Here is an 18,784-nt window from a genome sequence, read left to right as displayed (position 1 = left end):
GTGGCATCGGCTGTGGTTATATGGTTGAGCTGCGCCGTCGCGAGGTGGATGAGGGCGCGTCTTAGCGCCATCATAAAGAAATTGCCGCCGTTCGGCATGCGCTATCCCGCTTCAGACGGCGACGTCCACCACCAGTTTGCCGCGCGCCTGGCCGGCGGCGACCACGGCCTGGGCTTCGTTGGCCTGGGCCAGCGTGTAGCGGCGCTCATCCATCAGCACGCGCAGGCGGCCGGCATCGGCCAGCCGTGTCGCTTCGCGCATGATGTCGCCGTGATGTGCGCGTTCGCGACCCGACAGCAGCGGCAGCAGCGTGAATACGCCCGAATAGGTGGCGGCGCGGAAGGACAGCGGGGCCAGCTTGTGCGCGCCCCAGCCCAGGCAGCTGACCACGTGGCCGTGGTAGCGGCGGGCGGCGGCGAAGGAGGCGTCCAGCGTGGCGCCGCCGACGGTGTCGTAGACGACGTCGAAGCCTTCGCCGCCGGTATGCAGGGCGACGTAGTCGTCCACGCTCTGGGTGCGGTAATTGATGAAGGTGGCGCCCAGGCTTTCGATCACGTTTCGTTGTTCAGCGCTGCCGGTGGCGTAGACCTCGGCGCCGGCCGCCAGCGCCACCTGCACCGCCATGTGGCCGACGCCGCCGGCGCCGCCGTGCACGAGCACCTTCTGGCCGGCGTGGACGCGGGCGCGATCCACCAGACCTTCCCAGGCGGTGATGAAGATCAGCGGCAGGGCGGCGGCCTGGCGCATGTCCAGCGTGCGCGGCTTGATGGCCAGCAGGTCGGCGTCGACCGCGGCGAACTGCGCCAGCGAACCCGGTACGCCGCCCACGCCGCCGGTCATGCCGTAGACCTCGTCGCCGGGCTGGAAGCGGGTTTCGCCGGCATGCACGGCTTCCATCGTGCCGGCCAGGTCGATGCCGAGGATGGCCGGCAGGCTGGCCTGGGCATGGGCGGCGTTGCCCGCCTGGATTTTGGTGTCCAGCGGATTGACGCCGCTGGCGGCGACGCGCACCAGCACCTGGCCGGGACGCAGCGGGGGAATTTCGACCTCGGTCAGGGCGAGCGGGGCGCCGAAGCGTTGCAGGACGGCGGCTTGCATGGTGTTGGCATTCATGGCGTTTCTCCTTGGATAGTGTTGGGTGGTCGCCGCCGCCGGCTGGCGTTACGGTCGATGCAGGGCAGTGTAGGCAGCGCGGCCGTCGCGAAAAACGGGGCGCGCGAGAAATCAGAATTGCGCGGCGCTGGATAATCCGGCCGCAGGCTTGCCATAGAATCGGTGCACAACCACAGACGGGAGATCGCGATGGACAGGCTGGACATGCTCAAGGTGTTTTGCGCGGTGGTCGAGGCCGGCGCCTTCAGCCGCGCGGCGGAGAAGCTTTCCATGTCGACCTCCTCGGTGACCAATCACGTCGCCGCGCTGGAGGCGCATTTCAAGGTGCGCCTGATCAACCGCACCACGCGCAGCATGTCGCTGACCGAAGAGGGCCGTCACTGCCATGCCAAGGCGCTGCGCCTGCTGGCCGACATGGGCGAGCTGGAGGCCGGGCTGCGCGCGTCCGGCAACGCCCCGGCCGGCGTGTTGCGGGTCGACCTGCCCAACGTGATCAGCCGCCAGTACGTGGCGCCGGCGCTGCCCGCCTTCCTGCGGCGCTATCCCGAGATCGCGCTGCGCATCACCGTGAGCGACCGCATGATCGACCTGGTGGAAGAGGGCATCGACGTGCTGGTGCGCATCGGCGAGCTGCCTGATTCAGGCCTGGTGGCGCGCAAGCTGGCGTCGACCGCCTATGTCTGCTGCGCCGCGCCGTCTTTCCTGCAGCAATACGGCTGGCCGCAGTCGCCCGAATCGCTGGACCAGTTCGCCTGCCTGGGCTTCCTCAACCCGCGCACGCGCATGATCCGGCCTTGGCGCTTTTCCCGCGACGGCGTGGAAGGCTCGCATACTCCGAAGGGGATGGTGATGATGGATCACGTGGAGTCCATGATCGAGGCGGGCAAGGCTGGTTGCGGCATCATCCAGCAGATGTCGGTGTCGCTCTCGCCGGCCCTGCGCAATGGTGAACTGGTGCCGGTATTGCCGGAGTGGCAAGCGGCCGGCCCGGACATCTTTGCCCTCTACCAGCCGGCCCGTCGCGAAACGGCCAAAGTGAAAGTTTTCGTTGATTTTTTGCGCGAGATATTCACATTGTGAATGATGTGTTGCCCGCAATCCCGTGCAAAACCAGTATTCAAGCGGTTTTCACGGAAAGTCGTGTTATTCGCACTGGTAATGAAAAAACAGAATTTTTTTAATTTGTAATTACCTACTACATAAGTCGGGTATATCTCGCTACAAATTTCAGTAAATTCTTTTTTGCCGGGGTACAATCCTTGCCACCTTTTTCCACTTTTCACTGTCGAAGAGTGAGCCAAGCCCCGTATCCAACCAAGGTTGCGGGCTCAGCGACCGGTATCCGAGGATGGCGGTCGCCGCCGACGGGAACGCCGTTTCGCTGGCTGGTGTGAGTGCTGAGTAGTCGCCCCGCCGGTGTCAAGCAACGACGATCCTGCCGTGCCAAAACGAATTCATTAACTTTGTGGCATTGGAGGTAGCATCTATGAACCAACCCCTCATGGCCGGCGTTCCCGCAGTGAACGCTCCCGCCTACGTCAAACACCAGAAACTGATCAACTGGGTCGCCGAAATCGCTGCGCTGACCAAGCCGGCTCGCATTTACTGGTGCGACGGTTCGCAGGAAGAATATGACCGCCTGTGCGCCGAAATGGTCGCAGCCGGCACCATGAAGAAGTTGAACCAGGAAAAGCGTCCCAACAGCTACCTGGCTTGCTCCGACCCGTCCGACGTGGCGCGCGTCGAGGACCGCACCTTCATTTGCACCCCCAACAAGGAAGACGCCGGCCCGACCAACAACTGGACCGACCCGGCCGAGATGCGCCAGACCCTCAACGGCCTGTTCGACGGCTCCATGGCCGGCCGCACCCTGTACGTGGTGCCGTTCTCGATGGGCCCGCTGGGCTCGCCGATCGCCCACATCGGCGTCGAACTGTCGGACTCGCCGTACGTGGCCGTGAATATGCGCATCATGACCCGCATGGGCAAGGCCGTCTATGACGTGCTGGGCGCCGACGGCGACTTCGTGCCGTGCGTGCATACCGTGGGCGCGCCCCTGGCCGCCGGCCAGCAGGACGTGGCCTGGCCGTGCAACGCCACCAAGTACATCGTGCATTACCCAGAGACCCGCGAAATCTGGTCCTACGGCTCCGGCTACGGCGGCAACGCGCTGCTGGGCAAGAAGTGCTTCGCGCTGCGCATCGCCTCCACCATGGGCCGCGCCCAGGGCTGGTTGGCCGAGCACATGCTGATCCTCGGCGTGGAATCGCCCGAAGGCAAGAAGCACTACGTTGCGGCGGCGTTCCCGTCGGCTTGCGGCAAGACCAACTTCGCCATGCTGATCCCGCCCAAGGCTTTCGGCGGCTGGAAGGTCACCACCATCGGCGACGACATCGCCTGGATCAAGCCGGGCGCCGATGGCCGCCTGTATGCGATCAATCCGGAAGCCGGCTATTTCGGCGTGGCCCCGGGCACCAACGAGAAGAGCAACTTCAACTGCATGGCTTCGGTCTCGGCCAACACCATCTTCACCAACGTCGCGCTGACCGACGACGGCGACGTCTGGTGGGAAGGCATGACCAAAGAAGCGCCGGCGCACCTGATTGACTGGCAGGGCAAGGACTGGACTCCGGAGATCGCCAAGGAAACCGGCCGCAAGGCGGCACACCCGAACGCGCGCTTCACCGTCTCCGCCACCCAGAACCCGGTGATCGATCCGGCCTGGGACGATCCGGCCGGCGTGCCGATCTCGGCCTTCATCTTCGGCGGCCGCCGCTCGACCACCGTGCCATTGGTGACCGAAGCCCGCAATTGGGTGGAAGGCGTCTACATGGCGGCCACCATGGGTTCGGAAACCACCGCTGCGGCTGTCGGCCAGCAGGGTGTGGTGCGTCGCGACCCGTTCGCGATGCTGCCCTTCGCCGGCTACAACATGAGCGAGTACTTCCAGCACTGGCTGGACATCGGCAAGAAGATCGCCGCCTCGCCGGCCGAACTGCCGAAGATCTACTGCGTCAACTGGTTCCGCACCGACGAGAACGGCAAGTTCGTGTGGCCTGGCTTCGGCGACAACATGCGCGTGCTGAAGTGGATGCTGGACCGTATCGAAGACCCGCAAGGCGTGAAGACCGGCGGCGTCGAGCACCTGTTCGGCATCACCCCGCGCTTTGCAGACCTGCAGTGGGAAGGCATCGACTTCACCGCCGATCAGTTCGCCACCATCACCTCGATCGACAAGGCGGCATGGAAGAAAGAGCTGGAATTGCACGCCGAGCTGTTCGAGAAGCTGGCGCACAAGCTGCCGGCCGAGCTGGTGGGCGTCAAGGGCAAGCTGGAGAAGCAGCTGGCTGCCTGAGCCTGACGGAGTAGTCGGACAAGAGCGCCTGCCGCAGCAATGCGGCGGGCGTTTTTTCTTGCCGCTGTCCTAAAATTCGAACGACACTGGGTTCCTGCTTTCGCAGGAACGACAGGTCAACAGCACATTACCCGCCGTCGCTCCTGCGAAAGCAGGAGCCCAGCGTCTTTCAACTGCTCCGGGTCAGCCGACAGCAATCGCCCCCAGCGCCTTCCTCATCGCCGCCGCAATCTCCACCGGCCGGCGCGACGCGCGATCCACGTAGACGTGCACGAAATGTCCTTGCGCCGCCGCCGTTTCATCCCCCGCCTTGAAGATGCCGATCTCGTAGCGCACGCTGCTGCGTCCCACATGCGCCACGCGCACCCCGACCTCGACCTGCTCGGGGAAGGCGATCGACGCGAAGTAGTTGCAGCGGGTCTCGATCACCAGCCCGATCACCGGGCTGCGCTCGATATCGAGCACGCCGGCGGCTACCAGGTAGTGATTCACCGCCGTGTCGAACCAGCTGTAGTAGACGACGTTGTTGACGTGACCGTAGACGTCGTTGTCCATCCAGCGTGTCTGGATGGGGTGGAAGTGGCGGTAGTCGGCGCGACGGCCGGGCGTGGGTTTGCTGTTTTCGCTCATGGCTGGGCGGTGGTCTCCGTGGTGGCGTTCTACGGTGATGGGAGGCCGCGCGAAAGGCGCTGCCTTGCAGTAACATTGCGGCGGGATGCCATCCCGCTGCCTCATTTCTGACCGGGTGCATGATTCAGCCCGGCAGCGACGAGGCATCCATGTTAAGCGATGGTTGTCGACATACGGCCAAGTGCTTGAAAAGCGCCAACGGCGACTTGCAGAAGCAGGCATCGTCGCCATGTGTTTTCAAGGGCTGCTGCCTGCGGGCAACTTCATGTCCTCGATAGCCTCGCCCTCCATGTCGATAGTTAATTCCAATCAAAAATATTGATTAAATAAAATTGATCTATTTGATTCTGCGTTTTACTATTCTTCCCACTGCTTCACTCAACCCCCTAAAAAGGAAATAGAAATGTCCCTGATCAACACCACTATCAAACCGTTCAAGGCAACTGCTTACCACGCTGGCAAGTTCGTCGACATCTCCGAAGCGACCCTGAAGGGCAAATGGTCCGTGTTCGTGTTCTATCCGGCCGACTTCACCTTCGTCTGCCCGACCGAACTGGAAGATCTGGCAAACAACTACGCTGAATTCTCGAAGCTGGGCGTTGAAATCTACGGTATCTCGACCGACACCCACTTCGCCCACAAGGCATGGCACGACACCTCGGAAGCCATCAAGAAGGTGCAATACCCGCTGGTTGGCGACCCGACCGCAACCCTGGCGCGCAACTTCGAAGTGCTGATCGAAGAAGAAGGCCTGGCACTGCGCGGCACCTTCGTGATTAACCCGGAAGGTCAGATCAAGGTTCTGGAAATCCACGACAACGGCATCGGCCGTGACGCTTCGGAACTGCTGCGCAAGGTCAAGGCTGCCCAGTACGTTGCTTCGCACCCGGGCGAAGTCTGCCCTGCCAAGTGGGAAGAAGGCGCTGCGACCCTGAAGCCGTCCCTGGACCTGGTCGGCAAGATCTAAATCATTGATTGGGCTACTGCGCGGCTCAATCTCGGCACTGCGATGCTCGTCGTACTCTCGTACGACTGCGCTTCTCCTGCCGACCTTGAACCGCTCGCTACGCCCACTCAACGATTTAACGTAGTTTGAAATACTGAAGAAGTACACGTCCGGGCCTGCTGCGGGCAAGCGGCTGAAGCCCACAAGGCGGATGCCGTGGTCCGGACGACAAGAATCTCCAAACGAGGAAAGTGAAATCACCATGCTTGATGCCAATCTCAAGACCCAATTGAAGGCCTACCTGGAAAAGGTCACCCAGCCGATCGAGATCGTCGCGTCGCTGGATGATGGCGCCAAATCCCGTGAAATGCAGGAGCTCCTGCAAGAGATCGTGTTGCTGTCGGACCGCATTACGCTGGTCGAGCATCGCGATACCAAGAACGCGCGCTCGCCGTCGTTCAAGTTGAACCGCCCCGGGACCGATATCAGCGTCGAATTCGCCGCGATCCCGATGGGCCACGAATTTACCTCGCTGGTGCTGGCACTGCTGCAGGTCGGCGGCCACCCGATCAAGCTCGACGACAAGGTGATCGAGCAGATCAAGAACCTCGACGGCGATTACAGCTTTGAGACCTATGTCTCGCTGACTTGCCAGAACTGCCCGGAGGTCGTGCAGGCGCTCAACGTGATGTCGATCATCAACCCGCGCATCCGCTCGGTGACCATCGACGGCTCGCTGTTCCAGGGCGAAGTCGAGCAACGCCAGATCATGGCCGTGCCGACCATCTACATGAACGGTGAAGTGTTCGGCCAGGGCCGTACCGGCGTCGAAGAAATCCTCGCCCGCCTGGATACCGGCGCCGCCGCCCGCAAGGGTGAAGAGCTCAGCGCCAAGGATCCGTACGACGTGCTGATCGTCGGCGGTGGCCCGGCCGGCGCAGCTGCCGCGATTTATGCAGCGCGCAAGGGCATCCGCACCGGCGTCGTCGCCGAGCGTTTCGGCGGCCAGGTGCTGGACACGCTGGCGATCGAGAACTTCGTCTCCGTCAAGGAAACCGAAGGCCCGCACTTCGCCACCGCGCTGGAGCAGCACGTCCGCGAATACGAGGTCGACATCATGAACACCCAGCGCGCCGAGTCCCTGGTGGCTGGCGACAAGCTGATCGAAGTCAAGCTGGCCAACGGTGGCGTGTTGAAGGGCAAGACCGTGATCCTGTCCACCGGCGCCCGCTGGCGTGAAGTCAATGTGCCGGGTGAGCGCGAATACCGCAACCACGGCGTGGCCTACTGCCCGCACTGCGACGGCCCGCTGTTCAAGGGCAAGCGCGTGTCGGTGATCGGCGGCGGCAATTCCGGCGTGGAAGCGGCAATCGACCTGGCCGGCATCGTCAGCCATGTGACGCTGCTGGAATTCGCGGCCGAGCTGAAGGCGGATGCGGTGCTGGTGAAGAAGCTGAAGAGCCTGTCCAACGTCACCATCGTGACCTCGGCGCAGACCACCGAGATCACCGGCGACGGCAAGAAGGTCAACGGCATCAGCTACAAGGAACGCGAGACCGGTGAGATCAAGCACGTGGAGCTGGAAGGCGTGTTCGTGCAGATCGGCCTGGTGCCGAACACCGAATGGCTCAAGGGCACCGTTGCCTTGTCCAAGCACGGCGAGATCGAGATCGATGCGCGCGGCCAGACCTCGATTCCGGGCGTGTTTGCAGCCGGCGACGTCACCACGGTGCCGTTCAAGCAGATCGTGATTGCGGTGGGTGCGGGTGCGACCGCTTCGCTGTCGGCGTTCGATCATCTGATCCGTTCGTCGGTGGATGAGGTTGCGCCTGCTGCCAAGGAAGCGGTTGCTGCTTAAGTTGCTGAGTAGTTGGCTTTAAAGGGAAACGCCATCGGGGAACCGGTGGCGTTTTTGTTTTGCTGTGCTGAATTTGAGTTGGGTTGGGGGGGGCTGAGCTGGTCGAATGCAGGTGAGGTGATGGCTGGGATTCAGCGCCGTTCCTTGTGCTTCTTCGACGCCGACGTTCATCACCCAAGCAGCATCAAGCGCCGTCATTGGTTGTAAGGCAGACTCGCCATCAATTGGAATCCGTCATCCCTGCGAAAGCAGGGACCCGGCGTCGTCTGTTGCGCTTCAGCGGTGCTTGTTGTTCGAGCTGGGTAGTCTGCTCTTGCGACGTGCCGATGTACCGGCTTTGTGCTTTTCTTTCTTCGGTCGGAACGCAGCGCCGGGGGCGGCCCGGCAGCCGCTCACTTTTCTTGCTCCGCCAAGAAAAGTAAGCAAAAGAAAGCGGCCCCTAAAGCGCCAGCCCCTTCGGGGTTCCCTGCGGAGCGCGGTAAAAAATGGGCAAGGCAAAGTCGCTGCGCTCCGGTTGCCTTGCTGATCCATTTTTCATCGCGCTCCGACGGCTGGCCCACAAGGGGAAATGCCATCCGCCTCGCCTGCGGCATTGGGATGGCGCTCGCCTTCGGCATCGCCTCTGCTCATCCTCGCCTTCGGCCTCGTATGCTTGCTGCTCGCCTGCGGCTTCGATGTGGTGGCTCGCTATCTGATGCAATCCGGCGTCCCTGCGAAAGCAGGGACCCAGCGTCGTTCGTCGCACTTCTCCGACGTTCGTATCGGCCGCCTTGGCCGCATCAGGTTTGATCCACTGCGAAGACAGACTCGCCATCCAAATAAACGGTCATCCCGGCGAAGGCGGGGATCCAGTGTCGCTCGTCATGCCTCACTGAAGAGCAATCGGGCTATCGGCGTCGCTCATCGCGGTCCACCAAAGCCATTGCACAAACAAAAAACGCCACCGGATCCCGATGGCGTTTTCGTTTGAAGCGGAGGAAGCGGACGGCGCTTACTTGAACATCAAGCGCAGCGAGTCCCATGCGCGGCCGATGAAGCCGGCCGGGCCTACCGATTCCAGTGCAACCACCGGCAGTTCGGCGACGGTCTTGTCGTCGATGGTGACTTGCAGAGTGCCGATCTTGGCGTTTTCCGAGATCGGGGCGATCAGCGGGTCGTTGCGGTTCAGCTTGGTCTTGACGCGGTCTGCAGTACCTTTGGGGATGGTGATGTAGACGTCGTTCTTGAAGCCGACCTTGATCTTGCCCTGCGAACCCTTCCACACGTCAGGCGTATCCACCGGCTGGCCCTTGGCGTAGAGCTTCACGGCGTCGAAGTTCTGGAAGCCCCAGTTCAGCAGCTTCTGGCTTTCCTGGGTGCGCACCTGGTCGGACACGGTGCCGATCACCACCGAGATCAAACGACGCTCGCCGTTGGGCACCGGGCGATGGGCCGACGTGATCAGCGAATAGCCTGCGCTGGAGGTGTGGCCGGTCTTCATGCCGTCGACGGTCGGGTCCAGCCACAGCAGGCGGTTGCGGTTCGGCTGGGTGATGTTGTTGTAGGTGAACTTCTTCACCGAGTAATAGCGCTTGTAGTACTCGGGGAAATCGTTGATCAGGTTGCGGCACAGGATGGACAGGTCACGCGCGGTGGTATAGGTGTCCGGGCTGGGCAGGCCGTGCGGGTTGCTGAAGTGACTGTTGGTCAGGCCCTGGCGCTGCGCTTCGCGGTTCATCAGCTGCACGAAGGCGTCCTCGGTGCCGGACACGGCTTCGGCCACGGCCACGGCGGCGTCATTGCCGGACACAGAAATCAGGCCGTACAGCAGGTTGTCGATCGAGACCGGCTTGTTCGGCTCGATGAACATCTTGGAGCTGCTCGGATCGACCTTCCAGGCGTTCACCGACACACTGACTTCCTGCTCCGGCGAGAGGCGCTTGTCGCGCAGCGCGGCGAAGGCCAGGTAGGCGGTCATCAGCTTGGTCAGCGAGGCCGGCTCGACACGCATATCGGGATCGCTGGAGGCGATCACCTGGTTGGCCGAGGCGTCCAGCAGCAGCCAGGACTTGGCGGCGACCGTCGGCGGCGGCAGGGCCTGTGCGGAAGCGGTGAGGGTGGAAATGGAAAGGACGGTGGCGGCGAGCGCCGCGAGAAGCTTTTTCATCGGTGCCTAAGAAAAATTGCCAGCACGGGGAACATCGTTGCTGTTGGTTTGAAAAGTGAAGTGAAGCCAGGCGGGTCCGGCGGCTGTCGGCGCTTGCCGCAGCCTGGAGAACCATCCGATTGGAACTGCGAGACGGATTGCACCCGGGATTATAAACGCCGTACCGCTTCCGTCCCCAATTTGAATGGATCTTCTACCCCGAAAATCCCCTCACGGAAGCCGCGCGTGGCGGCGCTTACCCCATCGCCGCGCGGCAGCGGCAGATCAGGCTTGCGGCTGCGCCGGACGGCGATGCCAGCTTTCGACCACCACGTTCTTGATATGTTGCAGCTTGCGGTGAAAAAAGTGATCCGAGCCGGGGATCACGACCACGGGCAGTTCCTGCGGGCGCGCCCAGTCCAGCACCGCAGACAGCGGAATGGTGTCGTCCTGTTCGCCGTGGATCAGGATGGTGTTGGCCGGCGCCGGCGGCATCGGCCATTTGCCGGCGGCGGTGCCCACCAGCACCAGGCGCTCGGCCGCCTGCGCCGGGTCGGCTTGCAGCAGGCGCTGCTGCAGCTGCGCCTGCACGAAGGTGCCGAAGGAGAAGCCGCCCAGTGCCAGCGGCAGGTCGGGGTATTGCGCGCGCATGTGCTGCAGCAGCAGCGCCATGTCGTCGGTCTCGCCGGCGCCGTGGTCATGCGTGCCCTCGGATTTGCCGACGCCGCGGAAATTCATGCGCACGGCGACATAGCCCAGCGCGAGGAAGGTGCGCGCCAGCGTTTGCGCCACCTTGTTGTCCATCGTGCCGCCGAACAGCGGGTGCGGGTGCGCCACCAGCGCCAAGCCCACGGGGGCGGCGAAGGCGTCGGGATCCGGCAGGTCCAGCGCGCATTCGAGCTGGCCGACGGCGCCGGCGATCATGAAATTCTGGGTATGTGCGTTCATTGCGTGTGGCTGTGGCGAAGTGCGGTGAGGGGGCTCAGATCTTCAGGCGATCGACGATCTTGCCGCCGACGATGTGGCTGTCGATGATTTCGTCGATGTCTTCATTGTCGACGAAGGTGTACCAGGTGCCTTGCGGGTAGATCACCACCACCGGGCCTTCTTCGCAGCGTTCCAGGCAACCGGCCTTGTTGATGCGCACCTTGCCTTCGCCGGCCAGGCCGAGTTGCTTGATGCGTTTCTTGGCGTGCTCCTGCGCGGACTGCGCGCCCTTGTCGGCGCAGCAGGTGCGCTCGCCCGGCTTGCGCTGGTTGAGGCAGAAGAAGACGTGGTGTTCGTAGAAGGGCTGGTCGCTCATATGCGCTTGGCTCCGTGAAAGCGGCGCCGCGTCAGCGTCCTGTCAGCCGGTTGGCCTTGGCGGACGCGGGATTGCGGCAAAGACTCAATGATACACCCCGGTCATTTTTGTTTCCGGTGCACCGGGTGGTAGAGGAACCAGATCGCCAGGAAAGGCCACAGCACCGAGAGGAACTGGGCGGCGCCGTCGAAGTTGAGGAACTTGCCCTGCACCCAGGTTTCCAGCGTGGAAATGTAATAGGGATTGGCCGGCACCGCGTTGGTCGCCGCCAGGCTCAGGATCAGCGCCAGCGCGGCCACCCGGCGCTGCGCGGTGGGCGGGGCGAAGGACAGGCCGGCCACCATCATGGCGCCCAGCATGACGCCGCCGACCGCGCTGGGCGAGATCCAGACGAAGGCGTTTTGCGGCGCGAAGAACAGCGCGCAGGCCAGCGACTTTACCGCAATGCATGCCAGCAGGTACAGCAGCACCAGCCGCCGGCGCGGCGCTTGCCGGCGCAGCAGCAACAGGAACAGCAGCGACGCTCCGGTCAGGCCGCAGGCGGTGACGATCACGTCGGACAGCCAGTATTGCTCGGCGCTCAGTTGCGCGTTGTTGATCCAGCTGGTGGCCAGGTCGATGGGCGTGTCCAGCAGGTCCGAGAAGAAGGCCGATAACGGCGGCACCAGGTGACCCAGCCCGAATAGGTGGTTCTGCGGATAGATCAGCGCCAGCGGCCACAGGCCGGCCACCGCCAGGCCCCGGCTGGCTTCGCCCGAGAACCAGCGCCGGCGCATCGCCAGGAAACGGCTTTCGCGCAGGAAGTAGCGGCTGCTGGCTGCGCCCAGCAGGGCGCCCAGGAACACGCCGGCGGAATTGGTGATGAGGTCGAGGTTGGACGGGATGCGCGTGGGCAACCAGGTCTGCACTGCTTCCATGCAGGCCGACAGCAGCACGCCGGCGGCCGTGGCCGGCCAGATTGCCCACAGCGGCCTGACGCGCGGATACATCGCCAGCACCAGCAACGCGCCCAGCGGCGCGTAGCCGGCCACGTTGGTCCAGACGTCGAAGCCGGTCCAGTAATACGGCAGGCGCGCCCACAGGTAGTCGAAAGGTCCCAGGCCCATGTCGCGCCAGCCGGAGAACGGATACCAGCTGGCATAGACGATCAGCAACGTGTACACCAGCAGGCTCACGCGCGCGAAGGACGAGGCGGCGGGAGCATGGGTTGGCGGGGCGGCCGTAGTGTCGGGCTTGGCTTCCATGGGGCATGAGGGTAACCGATTTTCGCGAGGGGGTGCAGCCGGGGCGGCGCGTCTTTGCAGTGCGCCGGAGGGTGGGCGCAGGCATCGCCGAAGGCCGCTCTGCCGTTACAATGTGCGCTATGAACATGACTTCCCCATTGCCGCCCGCGATCGCCGCTGCTCCTGCTCACGACGCCGCCGGCACGCCCTTGCTGGTCAACGCCGGGCGCCTGGCTACGCTGCTGGCGGGTTCCGGCAACGCCAATGCCAAGCGCATCGAGGTGCAGGCGGTGGCCAGCACCGGTTCGACCAATATCGACCTGGTGCAGCGCCTGCCCAGCCTCGCCGGGCCGCTGCTGCGCGTGGCCGATCGCCAGAGCGCCGGCCGCGGTCGCGCCGGCCGCCCGTGGCGCGCCGAGCCGGAGTCGGCGCTGACCTTCTCGCTGGCCTGGCGCTTTGAGCGCCCGTTGCACGCCTTGCTGGGCCTGCCGCTGGCCGTCGGCGTGGCGCTGGCCGAGGCGCTCGGGGTGTTTGGCGTGAAGGTGCAGTTGAAATGGCCCAACGACGTGCTGCGCGACGGCGCCAAGCTGGCCGGCATCCTGATCGAGACCGCCGCTGACGGCGGGCGCGGCGACGCCACCTGGGCCGTGATCGGCATCGGCCTGAACCTGGCGGTGCCGCCGGATCTGGAGGCCGAACTGCAGCGCGCCGTCGGCGCTGCGCCGGAGCTGCAAAAACAGCCGCGCGAGACGGTGCTGGCCATCATCACCAGCGCACTGGCCGACGTCTTGACCGAGTTCGAGCAGCGCGGCTTCAGCGCCTTCATCGAGCGCTGGCAGGCCTTCCACTCTTACGCCGGGCAAGCGGTGCGCGTGCTCGACAACGGCCGTATCGTGCATGAAGGCACGGCCGCCGGCGTCGACATGATGGGGCGCTTCCTGATCGATACCGAAGCCGGCCGCGTGACGGTGCTAGCCGGCGATCTGTCGCTGCGCCTGCAGGAGTGAGCATGTTGTTGCTGATCGACGCCGGCAATACCCGCATCAAGTGGGTCGCGGCCGATCGCGCGCGGGCCGGCGCGGGGCATTGGCTGCATGAAGGGACGCTGGAGCGCGGCGAGGTCGAGCGCCTCGCAGCCGACTGGGGCAAGCTGGGAACGATCACTGCGGTGTGCGTTTCCAACGTCGCCGGCCCGGTGCTGCGCGATCAGATCGAGGCGGCGCTGGTGCAGGCCTTTGGCGCCGCGGTGGCGATCGAATGGTTCGTCTCGGCGCCGCAGCGCGCGGGCCTGCGCAATGCCTATCGCAATGCGCAGCAGTTGGGCAGCGACCGTTTTGCCGCAGCCATCGGCGCGCGCAGGATGTTTCCCCGCGAGGAGTTGCTGGTGGCCACCTGCGGCACCGCCACCACGATTGACGTGATCAGCGCCGACGGCGTATTCGAGGGCGGTATGATCCTGCCCGGGCTGGGCACCATGATGACCTCGCTGGCGCTGTCGACGGCGCAGTTGCCGCAGGTTGGCGAAGTGGCGCCGCCGGGGGCTGCTTTCGCCAACAACACGGTCGACGCCATCGTCTCCGGTTGCGTGGCGGCCCAGGCCGGCGCGATCGAGCATGCGCTGGCCGAACGCCGTCGCCAGCGACCGGGACAGCCGCTGCGTTGCGTGCTGGCCGGCGGCGCGGCGATGGTGTTGGCGCCGTATCTGGCCACTGGCGATGCGGCGCTGGAAAAGGTGGATAATCTGGTTCTGGTCGGCTTGCATGCGGCCATGACCCACGGCGGCTGAGCTGGCCGCCTCCCGATTCACGACAAGGTTCAGGTCAAACGAAGACGACGCGCGGATGAAGCTGAAATTGCTGGTTGGTCTACTGCTGTTGGGCAATGTGATCCTGTTCGGATTGCAGCGCGGTTATTTCGGCGCCGGCGCGTCGGAGCGCCGTGAGCCGCAGCGCCTGGCTGAACAGTTGCGTCCCGAGTTGCTCAGCATCCTGCCGCCCAACAGCGAAAAGCTGGTGCAGCAGGTGCGCACCCAGGAGCCTGCCCCTGCTGCCGATGCCGGCGCCAAGCCGGGCGCGGCTGGCGCTGCCGCTTCTTCCGCCACTCCTGCTTCCTCCTCGGCTCCGGTCCAGACCGCGCAGGCCGCGGCGCAGCCTGTGGCGGCGCCTTCTTGCACCGAGGTGGGCAATTTCAGCGCCGCCGACGCGCGCCGCTTTTCCGCGCAACTGGCCAGCCTCAACCTGGGCGACAAGGTGGTCCAGAAGCTGACCCAGGACGTGACCAGCCACATGGTTTATATCCCGCCGCAGGATGGGCGTGAAGGCGCCGACCGCCGCACCGCGGAGTTGCGCCGCCTGGGCATCCAGGATTTCTACGTGATTCCCGACACCTTCCCTAATCCGGCACTGCGCTACGGCGTATCGCTGGGGATCTTCCGCACCGAGGATGCCGCCAAGGCCTATGTCGGCCAACTGATCTCCCAGGGCGTGCGCAGCGCGCGCATCATTGCGCGCCGATCCGGGGCCGGCAAGCAGGTGTTTCAGCTGCGCGACCTGGCGCCGGATGCGCGTAGCGCGCTCGAGCGCATCAAGGGTGATTTCCCGGAGCAGGAAATCCGCTCCTGCTCAGCCTGAGCCTGGCGTTGCCGTTAATGCACAGTCATTGCAAACGTCACGAACGGATCGTTCTTTCCATGTAAAATCGCGTTCCTTGAATTCACCACCCCCACCACCATCCAGTCACAGGACATTGCCATGACCACCGACCTCACCAAAGTAGCTCCCCAGATCAAAGCCGAAATTCTGGCCGAGGCGCTGCCCTACATCCGCAAATTCCACGGCAAGACCATCGTCGTGAAGTACGGCGGCAACGCGATGACCGAGGAAAGCCTGAAGCACGGCTTCGCGCGCGATGTGATCCTGCTGAAACTGGTCGGCATGAACCCGGTGGTGGTGCACGGCGGCGGCCCGCAGATCGACGCGGCGTTGAAGAAGATCGGCAAGCAAGGCACCTTCGTGCAAGGCATGCGCATTACCGACGAAGAGACCATGGAAGTGGTGGAATGGGTGCTGGGCGGTGAAGTGCAGCAGGACATCGTGATGCTGATCAATCATTACGGCGGCCAGGCGGTGGGCCTGACCGGCAAGGACGGCGGCCTGATTCGTGCACGCAAGATGCAGATGCCGGACAAGGAAAAGCCGGGCAATTTCCTGGATATCGGTTACGTGGGCGAGATCGAGGCGATCAACCCGGCGGTGGTCAAGGCGCTGCAGGACGACGCCTTCATCCCCATCATCTCGCCGATCGGCTTCGGCGACGACGGCCAGGCGTACAACATCAACGCCGACGTGGTGGCCGGCAAGATCGCCGAGATCCTGCACGCTGAAAAGCTGATCATGATGACCAACATCGCCGGCGTGCAGGACAAGGCCGGCAACCTGCTGACCGACCTGTCGGCGCGCGAGATCGACGAGATGTTTGCCGATGGCACCATCTCCGGCGGCATGCTGCCGAAGATTTCCTCGGCGCTGGACGCAGCCAAGTCGGGCGTGAACACCGTGCACATCATTGACGGCCGCATCGAGCACTCGCTGCTGCTGGAAGTGTTGACCGAGCAGGCCTTCGGCACCATGATCCGTTCGCACTGATCGCAGCGCCTCGTTGGTGCTCCTGACGGGGCGGGCAATAAAAAAGGGATGAGCACGCTCATCCCTTTTTGTTTTCCAGCGGTTGCGGCGACGCCGCTGTTCGTCGTTCTTCATCCAGTGCTCACGGCACTACGGCGCGGCTCACCGCCGGCACTCAGTAGAGTTGCTCGACGCGCAATCCCTTTTTCTTCAGCAATGCCGGCACGTTGCCGGGGCCGACCAGGTGCAGGATGCCGATGGCGGCGACCGCTTTGTCCTGCCGGTGCAGCAGCGCGGCAATGCCGTCGGCCAAGCCGGGGTTGCGCTCGTCCAGCAGGGCGTGGCGGGTGAAGGTGCTGGCGAAGGACTTGTCGTCGTCCATTTCCTTCAAGGCCTGCGCGAAGCCGGCGCTGTCGGCGCGGCGCCAGGCATTGACCAGGTCATTGAGTTTTTGCGTAAGGTCGGCGTCTTCCAGTTCGTCCAGCGTGTCGCCGAGGAAGCGGGCCTGTTGCGCCGGATCCAGGCGGCTGAAGATGCCCATCTGGCGCTCTGCGCTTTCCAGCTCAATCACCTTGCCGCCCTGTGCGCGCACGGCGGTGGCCAGGTAGCTGTCGACCGCCAGCTCCGGTTGATAGCCGCTGCGGGCGTACTCCTGCACGGTCAGCGCGGTGGCCAGCATCCAGGGACGGAAGTTTTGCAGGCGTTCGGCCGGCAGCTGGTAGCGCTTCAGGGCCGCCAGCGTGCGCCGGGTCAGCACGGGATCGAGCGCCTGTTCAAAGCGCCGGCCATCAGGATAGATGCCGTGACGCTGCACCGCCGCCTGCAACGCGCCGGCGTTCTGCGGATCGAGCTCCAGCGCCAGTGTCGGCGCCTGGGCGATCGCTTGTGCGATTCGGTTTTCCAGCGGGTAAAAATCCGGTGCGCCGACGTGGATGGTGCCGAACAGGTGCAGTGTGTGTCTGCCATCGGAGACCTTGTACAGCGCGCCGCGCAGGGGTGTTGCTGGCGGGGCGTCGGCCGCCGCCGCTGCCGGGGCGCCGGTGGCCGGCAGGTAAAAGCAGAACAGTAGCGCCAATGTCACTATAATCAGTCTTCCGGCAAAACCTTTCACTGCTGGCCTTTCTTGCTTGTTTCGTTGTTTGTTTCTCTACACCCGCCCGCCTCCGGGGCGCGGCCGGCTTGATTTATGGCGTCCAATACTACACCGCTCTGGCTGTTTGACCTCGACAATACGCTGCACAACGCCTCGCACGCGATCTTCCCGACGATCAACGCGAACATGAACCGCTACATCACGCGCGTGCTGGAGGAGGGCGGTCACCCGTCCGACGAGGCGGCGGTCAACCATCTGCGCCGGCATTACTGGAAATTGTATGGCGCCACCCTGCTGGGCATGGTGCGCCACCATGGCGTGCGCATCGAGGATTTCCTTCATGAGGCGCATTTGTTCGATGACCTGCTGGGCATGGTGCGTGCCGAGCGCGGCATCGGCCGCTGGCTGGCGCAACTGCCGGGACGCAAGATCCTGCTGACCAACGCGCCGCGCCGCTATTCGCGCGATCTGCTGCGCCACCTTGGGCTCCAGCGCCATTTCTCGCACCATATCTCGATCGAGTCCATGCACGTGCATCGCCAGCTGCGGCCCAAGCCTTCGCGCCTTATGCTGCGCAAGCTCTTGGCGCGGGAGAAGGTCAGCCCGCGCCGCTGCATCCTGGTGGAAGACACGGTGGACAATCTGAAGACGGCGCGCGAGCTGGGCGTGCGCACCGCCTGGGTGACGCAATACCTGGTCGGCAACACCATGCTCGGCCATCTGGGCGCGCAGCGTGTGCGCAGTCGCCTGCCGTCTTATGTCGACGTCAAGGTGAAGTCGGTGCGGCAGTTGCCGCGTCGCCTGGCCAAGCTGGGGGCGCTGCGAAAGTAAGGAAGATCGAAGGCGGCGTCAGTCGGCGCAGTCGGCGCACCAGCCCTTGATGGTCAGTTCCACTTCGTGGCTCTGGAAGCCCTTGCCCAGCGTCTTGCGCAGGGCCGACTGAAGCTGAGCGGCGGTGGAGCGGTGTTTGTCGGCGTCCGGCAGCACCGTGGCCAGGAAGTCGGTGCCGTCGCTGGCATCCAGGCAGAACACGCGCGCGCAGCGAGTGCACTTGAAATGGCCGTGCTGGTGCTGCTTGCCGTGCGAATGGTCATGCAGGCCGTTTTCGCCGTGGTCGGCGCCCGCGCTGTAGCGGAAGATGCGATCGTCGCTGGAAATCTTGTGGGCCAGGCCGGCCTCGGTCAGGCAATCCAGCGCACGGTACAGCGTCACGCGATCCATGCCTGCGAAGCGATCCTGAATATCCTGGTGCGACGCGGCGCTGCGGGTCTCCAGCAGGGCGCCCAGCACGTTCACCCGCGCCTGCGTCACGCGCACGCCGGCTTCGCGCAGTTGCGCCTCGGCCAGTGCGGCCATCGTGGCGGCCTGGCTGGTATGGCTGCTGGCGGGAGTTTCGGCGGCTTTGGCTTTCATGGTCGATATCGGCTTGGTGTTTCAGGGCGCGCCAGTGATTGGCTGGAGTTGGCCTGCGTCGAGATCAGTCTGTTCGGCGGGCCGCATCTTCCGCCATTTTAG

At 64.2% G+C, this 18,784-nt stretch carries 17 protein-coding genes; 9 read left to right on the top strand and 8 right to left on the bottom strand.

What is annotated here, in order from left to right; all coding sequences use genetic code 11:
* Positions 1-111: 111 nt before the first annotated feature.
* Entirely contained in the window at positions 112-1,113 is a 1,002-nt protein-coding gene (locus tag J8I26_RS19835; RefSeq protein ID WP_209608838.1) for a zinc-dependent alcohol dehydrogenase family protein, read from the bottom strand.
* 189 nt (positions 1,114-1,302) lie between these two features.
* Here J8I26_RS19835 and J8I26_RS19830 point away from each other — a divergent pair, with 189 nt between their 5' ends.
* Entirely contained in the window at positions 1,303-2,193 is an 891-nt protein-coding gene (locus J8I26_RS19830; protein ID WP_209608837.1) for a LysR family transcriptional regulator, read from the top strand.
* 406 nt (positions 2,194-2,599) lie between these two features.
* A complete protein-coding gene (locus J8I26_RS19825; protein ID WP_209608836.1) occupies positions 2,600-4,468 on the top strand; it encodes a phosphoenolpyruvate carboxykinase (GTP) in 1,869 nt (622 codons plus the stop codon).
* A gap of 183 nt (positions 4,469-4,651) precedes the next feature.
* On the opposite strand, the gene J8I26_RS19820 is transcribed toward J8I26_RS19825, so the two are convergent.
* Positions 4,652-5,098, bottom strand: a complete 447-nt coding sequence (locus J8I26_RS19820; RefSeq protein WP_209608835.1) for a thioesterase family protein — start codon at positions 5,096-5,098, stop codon at positions 4,652-4,654.
* Positions 5,099-5,501: 403 nt separating this feature from the next.
* On the opposite strand from J8I26_RS19820, the gene ahpC reads away from it, so the two are divergent.
* Positions 5,502-6,065, top strand: coding sequence for an alkyl hydroperoxide reductase subunit C (gene ahpC, locus J8I26_RS19815; RefSeq protein WP_079217944.1), 564 nt, complete (start codon positions 5,502-5,504; stop codon positions 6,063-6,065).
* 241 nt (positions 6,066-6,306) lie between these two features.
* Complete coding sequence (gene ahpF, locus J8I26_RS19810) at positions 6,307-7,902, top strand: alkyl hydroperoxide reductase subunit F (protein ID WP_209608834.1); 1,596 nt, start codon at positions 6,307-6,309, stop codon at positions 7,900-7,902.
* Positions 7,903-8,893: 991 nt separating this feature from the next.
* Here ahpF and J8I26_RS19805 read toward each other — a convergent pair.
* From J8I26_RS19805 to J8I26_RS19790, 4 genes are all read right to left on the bottom strand, one after another.
* Positions 8,894-10,048, bottom strand: a complete 1,155-nt coding sequence (locus J8I26_RS19805; RefSeq protein ID WP_209608833.1) for a D-alanyl-D-alanine carboxypeptidase family protein — start codon at positions 10,046-10,048, stop codon at positions 8,894-8,896.
* Between the two features lie 264 nt (positions 10,049-10,312).
* Positions 10,313-10,975: an alpha/beta hydrolase gene (locus J8I26_RS19800; RefSeq protein ID WP_209608832.1), complete on the bottom strand. Its 663-nt coding sequence runs from the start codon at positions 10,973-10,975 to the stop codon at positions 10,313-10,315.
* A 34-nt stretch (positions 10,976-11,009) separates the two neighbouring features.
* Positions 11,010-11,330 (bottom strand): NAD(P)H-dependent oxidoreductase subunit E, encoded by a 321-nt coding sequence (locus J8I26_RS19795; protein WP_209608831.1) that lies wholly within the window; start codon positions 11,328-11,330, stop codon positions 11,010-11,012.
* A 101-nt stretch (positions 11,331-11,431) separates the two neighbouring features.
* The gene (locus J8I26_RS19790) at positions 11,432-12,574 is read right to left on the bottom strand and encodes a VanZ family protein (RefSeq protein WP_209608830.1); all 1,143 of its coding nucleotides are present in this window, start codon (positions 12,572-12,574) and stop codon (positions 11,432-11,434) included.
* Positions 12,575-12,699: 125 nt separating this feature from the next.
* On the opposite strand from J8I26_RS19790, the gene J8I26_RS19785 reads away from it, so the two are divergent.
* From J8I26_RS19785 to argB, 4 genes are all read left to right on the top strand, one after another.
* Positions 12,700-13,560 (top strand): biotin--[acetyl-CoA-carboxylase] ligase, encoded by an 861-nt coding sequence (locus J8I26_RS19785; protein WP_209608829.1) that lies wholly within the window; start codon positions 12,700-12,702, stop codon positions 13,558-13,560.
* A 2-nt stretch (positions 13,561-13,562) separates the two neighbouring features.
* Positions 13,563-14,339 (top strand): type III pantothenate kinase, encoded by a 777-nt coding sequence (locus J8I26_RS19780; protein ID WP_209608828.1) that lies wholly within the window; start codon positions 13,563-13,565, stop codon positions 14,337-14,339.
* A gap of 55 nt (positions 14,340-14,394) precedes the next feature.
* Positions 14,395-15,183, top strand: a complete 789-nt coding sequence (locus J8I26_RS19775; RefSeq protein ID WP_209608827.1) for a hypothetical protein — start codon at positions 14,395-14,397, stop codon at positions 15,181-15,183.
* 120 nt (positions 15,184-15,303) lie between these two features.
* Positions 15,304-16,197 carry an acetylglutamate kinase gene (gene argB, locus J8I26_RS19770; protein WP_209608826.1) on the top strand — a complete coding sequence of 298 codons (894 nt, stop codon included), beginning with the start codon at positions 15,304-15,306 and terminating at the stop codon, positions 16,195-16,197.
* Between the two features lie 154 nt (positions 16,198-16,351).
* On the opposite strand, the gene J8I26_RS19765 is transcribed toward argB, so the two are convergent.
* The gene (locus J8I26_RS19765) at positions 16,352-17,257 is read right to left on the bottom strand and encodes a TraB/GumN family protein (protein ID WP_348635347.1); all 906 of its coding nucleotides are present in this window, start codon (positions 17,255-17,257) and stop codon (positions 16,352-16,354) included.
* Positions 17,258-17,362: 105 nt separating this feature from the next.
* Between J8I26_RS19765 and J8I26_RS19760 the strand changes: the two genes are divergently transcribed.
* Positions 17,363-18,100, top strand: coding sequence for an HAD-IA family hydrolase (locus J8I26_RS19760; RefSeq protein ID WP_209608824.1), 738 nt, complete (start codon positions 17,363-17,365; stop codon positions 18,098-18,100).
* Between the two features lie 18 nt (positions 18,101-18,118).
* On the opposite strand, the gene J8I26_RS19755 is transcribed toward J8I26_RS19760, so the two are convergent.
* Complete coding sequence (locus tag J8I26_RS19755; RefSeq protein ID WP_209608823.1) at positions 18,119-18,682, bottom strand: transcriptional repressor; 564 nt, start codon at positions 18,680-18,682, stop codon at positions 18,119-18,121.
* Between the last annotated feature and the right edge of the window lie 102 nt (positions 18,683-18,784).

Source organism: Herbaspirillum sp. LeCh32-8 (genome assembly GCF_017814915.1).
Classification (GTDB): Bacteria; Pseudomonadota; Gammaproteobacteria; order Burkholderiales; family Burkholderiaceae_D; genus Herbaspirillum.
Note: the sequence above shows the minus strand (reverse complement) of the source record. Positions and strands in the feature narration are given on the sequence as shown.